12 protein-coding genes are annotated in these 7,960 nt (G+C 51.7%); 11 read left to right on the plus strand and 1 reads right to left on the minus strand.

The annotated features are described in order from the left end of the window. The first annotated feature begins 5 nt into the window (after positions 1–5). Together USF70_RS16870 and slyD are read left to right on the plus strand one after the other, a co-directional pair. On the plus strand, positions 6–206 hold the full coding sequence (locus tag USF70_RS16870) for a YheV family putative zinc ribbon protein (RefSeq protein WP_033146793.1): 201 nt from the start codon (positions 6–8) through the stop codon (positions 204–206). Positions 207–300: 94 nt separating this feature from the next. Continuing rightward, positions 301–891 (plus strand): peptidylprolyl isomerase, encoded by a 591-nt coding sequence (gene slyD / locus USF70_RS16875; RefSeq protein WP_014833521.1) that lies wholly within the window; start codon positions 301–303, stop codon positions 889–891. 197 nt (positions 892–1,088) lie between these two features. On the opposite strand, the gene USF70_RS16880 is transcribed toward slyD, so the two are convergent. Beyond that, the gene (locus tag USF70_RS16880; protein WP_023309461.1) at positions 1,089–1,307 is read right to left on the minus strand and encodes a protein SlyX; all 219 of its coding nucleotides are present in this window, start codon (positions 1,305–1,307) and stop codon (positions 1,089–1,091) included. 238 nt (positions 1,308–1,545) lie between these two features. Between USF70_RS16880 and fkpA the strand changes: the two genes are divergently transcribed. The 9 genes from fkpA to USF70_RS16925 form a co-directional block, all read left to right on the plus strand. Then, positions 1,546–2,364, plus strand: coding sequence for an FKBP-type peptidyl-prolyl cis-trans isomerase (gene fkpA, locus USF70_RS16885; RefSeq protein ID WP_023309460.1), 819 nt, complete (start codon positions 1,546–1,548; stop codon positions 2,362–2,364). A 166-nt stretch (positions 2,365–2,530) separates the two neighbouring features. Then, positions 2,531–3,253, plus strand: coding sequence for a transcriptional regulator (locus USF70_RS16890; RefSeq protein WP_014171909.1), 723 nt, complete (start codon positions 2,531–2,533; stop codon positions 3,251–3,253). Continuing rightward, a complete protein-coding gene (gene tusD, locus USF70_RS16895) occupies positions 3,253–3,639 on the plus strand; it encodes a sulfurtransferase complex subunit TusD (RefSeq protein ID WP_213788086.1) in 387 nt (128 codons plus the stop codon). Before USF70_RS16890 ends, tusD begins: the two co-directional genes overlap by 1 nt. Then, complete coding sequence (gene tusC, locus USF70_RS16900; protein ID WP_048976244.1) at positions 3,639–3,998, plus strand: sulfurtransferase complex subunit TusC; 360 nt, start codon at positions 3,639–3,641, stop codon at positions 3,996–3,998. Before tusD ends, tusC begins: the two co-directional genes overlap by 1 nt. A gap of 7 nt (positions 3,999–4,005) precedes the next feature. Continuing rightward, positions 4,006–4,293: a sulfurtransferase complex subunit TusB gene (tusB, locus tag USF70_RS16905; RefSeq protein WP_033146790.1), complete on the plus strand. Its 288-nt coding sequence runs from the start codon at positions 4,006–4,008 to the stop codon at positions 4,291–4,293. 124 nt (positions 4,294–4,417) lie between these two features. Then, positions 4,418–4,792, plus strand: coding sequence for a 30S ribosomal protein S12 (gene rpsL, locus USF70_RS16910; RefSeq protein WP_000246815.1), 375 nt, complete (start codon positions 4,418–4,420; stop codon positions 4,790–4,792). A 96-nt stretch (positions 4,793–4,888) separates the two neighbouring features. Further along, complete coding sequence (gene rpsG / locus USF70_RS16915) at positions 4,889–5,359, plus strand: 30S ribosomal protein S7 (RefSeq protein ID WP_004106370.1); 471 nt, start codon at positions 4,889–4,891, stop codon at positions 5,357–5,359. A 96-nt stretch (positions 5,360–5,455) separates the two neighbouring features. Next, positions 5,456–7,570 (plus strand): elongation factor G, encoded by a 2,115-nt coding sequence (gene fusA / locus USF70_RS16920; protein ID WP_033146789.1) that lies wholly within the window; start codon positions 5,456–5,458, stop codon positions 7,568–7,570. 69 nt (positions 7,571–7,639) lie between these two features. After that, positions 7,640–7,960 (plus strand): GTP-binding protein (locus USF70_RS16925; protein ID WP_040176433.1); only part of this gene is annotated, 321 nt, incomplete at its 3' end.

Raw genomic sequence — 7,960 nt, forward strand, 5'->3', positions numbered from 1 at the left:
GAAAGATGGCTGTACGTAAACGCTTTATCGCGGGTGCAAAATGCCCGACCTGCCAGGCGCAAGATACCCTGGCGATGTGGCGGGAAAATAATGTTGATGTTGTTGAGTGTGTTAAGTGCGGTCACCAGATGCGTGAGGCCGATAAAGAGGCCCGCGATCACGTTCGCAAAGAAGAGCAAGTTATCGGGATTTTTCATCCGGACTAGCGATATGCCCTGAGTTTTTTTAAGCTAAAGGGTACACGGGTGCAGATTTCCGCTACAATCTGCGCCAGCAATTTTCCCACGCTCAGGAGATATCATGAAAGTAGCAAAAGACCTGGTGGTCAGCCTGGCCTATCAGGTACGTACAGAAGACGGTGTGTTGGTTGATGAGTCTCCGGTGAGTGCGCCGCTTGACTACCTGCATGGTCACGGTTCCCTGATTTCCGGCCTGGAAAACGCGCTGGAAGGTCATGAAGTTGGCGACAAATTTGACGTTGCTGTAGGCGCGAACGACGCTTACGGTCAGTATGACGACAACCTGGTTCAGCGCGTTCCTAAAGACGTGTTCATGGGCGTTGACGAACTGCAGGTTGGCATGCGCTTCCTGGCTGAAACTGACCAGGGCCCGGTTCCTGTTGAAATCACCGAAGTGGAAGATGACCACGTCGTGGTTGACGGTAACCACATGCTGGCTGGCCAGAACCTGAAGTTCAACGTAGAAGTTGTTGCGATCCGTGAAGCGACCGAAGAAGAGCTGGCTCATGGCCACGTTCACGGTGCGCATGGTCACGACCATGACCACGATCACGGCCACGACGGCTGCTGCGGTGGTCACGGCCACGATCACGACCATGGTCACGACCACGGTAAAGGTGGTTGCGGTAACGGCGGCTGCGGTTGCCACTAATACCCGTCGTCTTTCAAGCCGCAGGTGCGTTGGCTGCGCTTTCAAACCCCGGTCACATAGTTATCTATGCTCCCGGGGGTTTTCAAGCTTGCCGCCTTCCTGCGACTCGAAATCCATAGGGTATTTGGTATGTAGGCCCGGTAAGCTTCGCGCCACCGGGCACAAAAAAAGCGGGATAATCCCGCTTTTTTTACGCCTCAATAATGAGGAGGTGGCGTCTCTTCTGACTGAGAGGCAATGTTTGACGGCTGCGTGGCCTTCAGCTTTTCCGTCAGCAGGCGCATATGATCCCGCAGTTTTGCCATTTCGAGCTCATGTGCGGTCACGGTCTGGTTTAGCTCTTCGATGGTGATGTCCTGAAAAGCCAGGCGGCTTTCCAGCTCAGCCATTCTCGCTTCTATTGCTGTATCCTTCATCATTCACCTCGTTTATTTCAGATTCGCCATAATGGCCCTGCGGCGGCGCAGTTTAACTGAGTTTATCCTTAAGTACAGTCCGCATCCCCTTGGCAGGAAACTTATTTAAACAAAAATAGTCTGAAAAGTGGCGAGAATTGGAAGTGTCTGTCTGTAGATTTCTTCCGCAACGTTTTATAGTACGTAACTCATTTACGTTTAACGCTGGGGTGAGAGTCCCCAGGCCCTGGAGATATGGATGAAATCACTGTTTAAAGTAACGCTGCTGGCGACGACGATGGCTGTTGCGCTGAACGCGCCGCTGTCATTCGCTGCTGATACTGCTGCGAAGCCTGCTGCCACTGCAGACAGCAAAGCGGCGTTCAAAAATGACGACCAGAAATCCGCCTACGCACTGGGCGCATCTCTGGGTCGCTACATGGAAAACTCTCTGAAAGAACAAGAGAAACTGGGCATCAAACTGGATAAAGCTCAGCTGATCGCGGGCGTTCAGGACGCATTTGCAGATAAGAGCAAGCTGTCTGACCAGGAAATTGAACAGACTCTGCAGGCGTTCGAAGCGCGCGTGAAGGGTGCCGCGCAGACCAAGATGGACGCGGACGCTAAAGACAACGAAGCGAAAGGCAAAGCCTACCGCGATACCTTTGCCAAAGAGAAAGGTGTGAAAACCTCTTCTACCGGCCTGGTGTACAAAGTTGAGAAAGAAGGCACCGGCGATGCGCCTAAAGACAGCGACACCGTGGTTGTGAACTACAAAGGTACGCTGATCGACGGTAAAGAGTTCGATAACTCTTACACCCGCGGTGAGCCGCTCTCCTTCCGTCTGGATGGTGTGATCCCTGGCTGGACTGAAGGCCTGAAAAACATCAAGAAAGGCGGCAAGATCAAGATGGTTATCCCACCGGATCTGGCCTATGGCAAAACCGGCGTTCCGGGTATCCCTGCTAACTCTACGCTGGTCTTTGACGTAGAGCTGCTGGATATCAAACCGGCACCGAAAGCGGATGCGAAAGCAGACGCACCGGCTGACGATAAAGCCGCTGCTGCTAAGAAGTAATGTTGAAAAAAACCGCCGCCTTTCAGGCGGCGGTTTTTTTATTGTGGGGCAGATATAATTAACACTGGAAAGCGCTACGCACGCTGTATTAATTTAGTTGTCCGTGTAGATAATGAGCCTGCCCTGAAAACCTAACGACAGGCTCCTGAAAAGGAGTGTTTTTTTCATGTCCAGGTCGCTTTTAACCAACGAAACCAGTGAACTTGATTTGCTGGATCAACGTCCTTTCGATCAGACCGACTTCGATATTCTGAAATCCTACGAAGCGGTAGTGGACGGGTTAGCGATGCTCATTGGCTCCCACTGCGAAATCGTATTGCACTCCCTGCAAGATCTGAAGTGTTCCGCCATCCGCATTGCGAATGGTGAACATACTGGCCGTAAAATTGGTTCGCCAATTACCGACCTTGCATTGCGTATGCTGCATGACATGACCGGCGCGGACAGCAGCGTCTCAAAATGCTATTTCACCCGCGCCAAAAGCGGCGTGCTGATGAAATCAGAAACCATCGCGATTCGAAACCGCGAGCATCGTGTTATTGGGCTGCTGTGCATCAACATGAACCTTGATGTGCCATTCTCGCAAATCATGAGCACCTTTATTCCACCAGAAACGCCGGACGTTGGCTCTTCTGTTAACTTTGCCTCCTCCGTTGAAGATCTGGTGACGCAGACGCTTGAGTTTACGATTGAAGAGGTGAATGCCGATCGCAACGTCTCGAACAACGCCAAGAATCGCCAGATCGTGCTCAATCTCTACGAAAAAGGGATTTTTGATATTAAAGACGCCATCAACCAGGTGGCCGATCGTCTGAACATCTCCAAGCACACGGTCTACCTCTATATTCGCCAGTTCAAAAGCGGCGATTTCCAGGGACAAGACAAGTAATGCGTTTTGCGTTAATGGTGACAGGCCCGGCGTACGGCACTCAGCAGGCCAGCAGCGCGCTGCAGTTTGCGCATGCGCTACTGGCGGCCGGGCATGAGCTGGCGAGCGTCTTCTTCTATCGGGAAGGGGTGTATAACGCGAATCAGTTTACGTCACCGGCGAGCGACGAGTTCGATCTGGTGCGCGCCTGGCAGGCATTAAACGAAAAGCAGGGCGTAGAACTGCACATCTGCGTGGCGGCGGCACTGCGCCGCGGCGTGACCGATGCAACCGAAACCGCGCGTCTTGGTTTATCGGGTTCTAACCTGCAGCCCGGCTTTTCGTTGAGTGGTCTGGGTGAACTGGCACAGGCGGCATTAACCTGCGACAGAGTGGTGCAATTCTGATGAAGCGTGTCGCGTTTGTTTTTTCCTCCGCACCGCACGGCAATGCGTCCGGCAGAGAAGGGCTGGATGCGCTGCTCGCGACCTCAGCATTGACCGAAGATATCGGTGTCTTCTTTTTGGGCGACGGCGTATTTCAGCTTCTGGCGGGGCAACAGCCTCAGGCCATTCTGGCGCGTGATTACATCGCGACGTTCAAAGTATTACCGCTTTACGATATCGAAACCTTCTATGTCTGTGCCGACTCCCTGGCCGCGCGCGGTTTAAACGAGGCAACGCCTTTCGTGCTGGATGTGACAGTCCTGTCTTCTGTTGCACTGCGCGAACACCTTTCCCACTACGACACCGTTCTGACTTTCTGAGGCTGACATGCTCCATACTCTGAGCCATTCACCGTGGCAATGTGATATCGATGCGTTACTGAGCATGCTGCGCGAAGGTGATGACCTGCTGCTGATTCAGGATGGTGTGCTTGCCGCACTGGACGGCAGTCGTTTCGTTGAAATTCTCACGAATGCCCCCATAACAGTCTCTGCGCTGAAGGACGATCTGGATGCGCGGGGTCTTTCTGGTCAAATTTCAGCCAAAATTGACGTGGTTGGCTATACTGATTTCGTCAATCTTACTGTGACGCACGCCAGTCAAATGAACTGGTGATTTGAGATCGCTGTATATTTCTTGACACCTTTTCGACGTAGCCCTAAAATTTCGCGTCCTCATATTGTATGAGGTCGTTTTATTACGTGTTTACGAAGCAAAAGCTAAAACCAGGAGCTATTTAATGGCAACAGTTAACCAGCTGGTACGCAAACCACGCGCACGCAAAGTTGCAAAGAGCAACGTGCCTGCGCTGGAAGCCTGCCCGCAGAAACGTGGCGTATGTACTCGTGTATATACCACCACTCCTAAAAAACCAAACTCCGCACTGCGTAAAGTATGCCGTGTGCGTTTGACTAACGGTTTCGAAGTGACTTCCTACATCGGTGGTGAAGGTCACAACCTGCAGGAGCACTCCGTGATCCTGATCCGTGGCGGTCGTGTTAAAGACCTTCCGGGTGTTCGTTACCACACCGTTCGTGGTGCGCTCGACTGCTCAGGTGTTAAAGACCGTAAGCAGGCTCGCTCCAAGTACGGCGTGAAGCGTCCTAAGGCTTAATGGTTCTCCGTTAAGTAAGGCCAAACTGATTTATCTTAATGTCAAACTAAACTCTTTGAGTTTTGGACAATCCTGAATTAACAACGGAGTATTCCCATGCCACGTCGTCGCGTCATTGGTCAGCGTAAAATCCTTCCAGATCCGAAATTCGGATCAGAACTGCTGGCAAAATTTGTAAATATCCTGATGGTAGATGGTAAAAAATCTACTGCAGAAGCAATCGTATACAGCGCGCTTGAGACCCTGGCTCAGCGTTCTGGTAAAAATGAACTGGAAGCTTTCGAAGTCGCTCTCGACAACGTTCGCCCAACCGTAGAAGTTAAGTCCCGCCGCGTTGGTGGTTCTACTTATCAGGTTCCAGTTGAAGTTCGTCCGGTTCGTCGTAATGCTCTGGCAATGCGTTGGATCGTTGAAGCTGCTCGTAAACGCGGTGATAAATCCATGGCTCTGCGTCTGGCGAACGAACTTTCTGATGCTGCAGACAACAAAGGTACTGCAGTTAAGAAACGTGAAGACGTTCACCGTATGGCTGAAGCCAACAAGGCGTTCGCACACTACCGTTGGTAATCCCTTCGGAGTATTAGTCACCAGGCGGGCGCTTCAGAGAAGCCGCCCGCTCTGGGTAACTTAACTGAACGCCTAAAGATATAAACGAGGAATCAAATGGCTCGTACAACACCCATCGCACGCTACCGTAACATCGGTATCAGTGCGCACATCGACGCCGGTAAAACCACTACTACCGAACGTATTCTGTTCTACACCGGTGTAAACCATAAAATCGGTGAAGTTCATGACGGCGCAGCCACCATGGACTGGATGGAACAGGAGCAGGAGCGTGGTATCACTATCACCTCCGCAGCGACTACTGCATTCTGGTCAGGTATGGCTAAGCAGTACGAACCGCATCGCGTAAACATCATCGACACCCCAGGGCACGTTGACTTCACCATCGAAGTAGAACGTTCCATGCGTGTTCTTGACGGCGCGGTAATGGTTTATTGCGCAGTTGGTGGTGTTCAGCCACAGTCTGAAACCGTATGGCGTCAGGCGAACAAATATAAAGTTCCACGCATCGCGTTCGTTAACAAAATGGACCGTATGGGTGCTAACTTCCTGAAAGTTGTTGGCCAGATCAAAACCCGTCTGGGCGCGAACCCTGTTCCGCTGCAGCTGGCAATTGGTGCTGAAGAAGGCTTCACCGGCGTTATCGACCTGGTGAAAATGAAAGCCATCAACTGGAACGATGCAGACCAGGGCGTTACCTTCGAATACGAAGATATCCCAGCTGCAATGCAGGACCTGGCTGACGAATGGCACCAGAACCTGATCGAATCCGCTGCTGAAGCTTCTGAAGAGCTGATGGAGAAATACCTGGGTGGTGAAGAACTGACTGAAGAAGAGATCAAAAAAGCTCTGCGTCAGCGCGTTCTGAACAACGAAATCATCCTGGTAACCTGTGGTTCTGCGTTCAAGAACAAAGGTGTTCAGGCGATGCTGGATGCGGTAGTTGACTACCTGCCATCCCCAGTTGACGTTCCTGCGATCAACGGCATCCTGGACGACGGTAAAGATACTCCGGCTGAGCGTCACGCAAGCGACGAAGAGCCATTCTCTGCACTGGCGTTCAAAATTGCTACCGACCCATTCGTGGGTAACCTGACCTTCTTCCGCGTTTACTCTGGTGTGGTTAACTCCGGTGACACCATCCTGAACTCCGTGAAAGCGGCGCGTGAACGTTTTGGCCGTATCGTACAGATGCACGCTAACAAACGTGAAGAGATCAAAGAAGTTCGTGCGGGCGACATCGCTGCAGCTATCGGTCTGAAAGACGTGACCACTGGTGACACCCTGTGTGACCCGGATCACCCGATCATTCTGGAGCGTATGGAATTCCCTGAGCCGGTAATCTCCATCGCAGTTGAACCAAAAACCAAAGCTGACCAGGAAAAAATGGGTCTGGCTCTGGGCCGTCTGGCGAAAGAAGACCCATCATTCCGCGTATGGACTGATGAAGAATCTAACCAGACCATCATCGCTGGTATGGGTGAACTGCACCTGGACATCATCGTTGACCGTATGAAGCGTGAATTCAACGTTGAAGCGAACGTGGGTAAACCTCAGGTTGCTTACCGCGAAGCGATTCGCGCGAAAGTTACCGATGTTGAAGGTAAACACGCTAAGCAGTCTGGTGGTCGCGGTCAGTACGGTCACGTTGTGATCGACATGTACCCACTGGAGCCGGGCTCTAACCCGAAAGGTTACGAGTTCATCAACGACATCAAAGGTGGTGTAATTCCTGGCGAATACATCCCAGCCGTTGATAAAGGCATCCAGGAACAGCTGAAAGCGGGCCCTCTGGCTGGCTATCCGGTTGTTGACATGGGTGTTCGTCTGCACTTCGGTTCTTACCACGACGTTGACTCCTCTGAACTGGCGTTTAAACTGGCTGCGTCTATTGCCTTTAAAGAAGGCTTTAAGAAAGCAAAACCAGTTCTGCTTGAGCCAATCATGAAGGTTGAAGTAGAAACTCCTGAAGAGAACACCGGTGACGTTATCGGTGACTTGAGCCGTCGTCGCGGTATGCTGCGTGGTCAGGAATCCGAAGTAACTGGCGTTAAGATCCACGCTGAAGTTCCGCTGTCTGAAATGTTCGGATATGCAACTCAGCTGCGTTCTCTGACCAAAGGTCGTGCATCATACACCATGGAATTCCTGAAGTATGATGATGCGCCTAACAACGTTGCTCAGGCCGTTATTGAAGCCCGTGGTAAGTAATCCACAGGATTAAAACCTAAGTCCCGTGCTCTCTCCACAGGGGAGAGCACTATAGTAAGGAATATAGCCGTGTCTAAAGAAAAATTTGAACGTACAAAACCGCACGTCAACGTTGGTACTATCGGCCACGTTGACCATGGTAAAACTACCCTGACTGCTGCAATCACTACCGTTCTGGCTAAAACCTACGGTGGTTCTGCTCGTGCATTCGACCAGATCGATAACGCACCAGAAGAAAAAGCACGTGGTATCACCATCAACACTTCCCACGTTGAATATGACACCCCGACTCGCCACTACGCACACGTAGACTGCCCAGGCCACGCCGACTATGTTAAAAACATGATCACCGGTGCTGCGCAGATGGACGGCGCGATCCTGGTTGTTGCT

This window comes from Enterobacter sp. 237C8, from assembly GCF_034106865.1.
Taxonomy (GTDB): domain Bacteria; phylum Pseudomonadota; class Gammaproteobacteria; order Enterobacterales; family Enterobacteriaceae; genus Enterobacter; species Enterobacter asburiae_B.

What these genes read in the sequence shown, in the direction of transcription:
- USF70_RS16870 (WP_033146793.1), top strand. Translation starts at nt 6, where the DNA reads ATGGCTGTACGTAAACGCTTTATCGCGGGTGCAAAATGCCCGACCTGC.
- slyD (WP_014833521.1), top strand. Translation starts at nt 301, where the DNA reads ATGAAAGTAGCAAAAGACCTGGTGGTCAGCCTGGCCTATCAGGTACGT.
- USF70_RS16880 (WP_023309461.1), bottom strand. Translation starts at nt 1,307, where the DNA reads ATGAAGGATACAGCAATAGAAGCGAGAATGGCTGAGCTGGAAAGCCGC.
- fkpA (WP_023309460.1), top strand. Translation starts at nt 1,546, where the DNA reads ATGAAATCACTGTTTAAAGTAACGCTGCTGGCGACGACGATGGCTGTT.
- USF70_RS16890 (WP_014171909.1), top strand. Translation starts at nt 2,531, where the DNA reads ATGTCCAGGTCGCTTTTAACCAACGAAACCAGTGAACTTGATTTGCTG.
- tusD (WP_213788086.1), top strand. Translation starts at nt 3,253, where the DNA reads ATGCGTTTTGCGTTAATGGTGACAGGCCCGGCGTACGGCACTCAGCAG.
- tusC (WP_048976244.1), top strand. Translation starts at nt 3,639, where the DNA reads ATGAAGCGTGTCGCGTTTGTTTTTTCCTCCGCACCGCACGGCAATGCG.
- tusB (WP_033146790.1), top strand. Translation starts at nt 4,006, where the DNA reads ATGCTCCATACTCTGAGCCATTCACCGTGGCAATGTGATATCGATGCG.
- rpsL (WP_000246815.1), top strand. Translation starts at nt 4,418, where the DNA reads ATGGCAACAGTTAACCAGCTGGTACGCAAACCACGCGCACGCAAAGTT.
- rpsG (WP_004106370.1), top strand. Translation starts at nt 4,889, where the DNA reads ATGCCACGTCGTCGCGTCATTGGTCAGCGTAAAATCCTTCCAGATCCG.
- fusA (WP_033146789.1), top strand. Translation starts at nt 5,456, where the DNA reads ATGGCTCGTACAACACCCATCGCACGCTACCGTAACATCGGTATCAGT.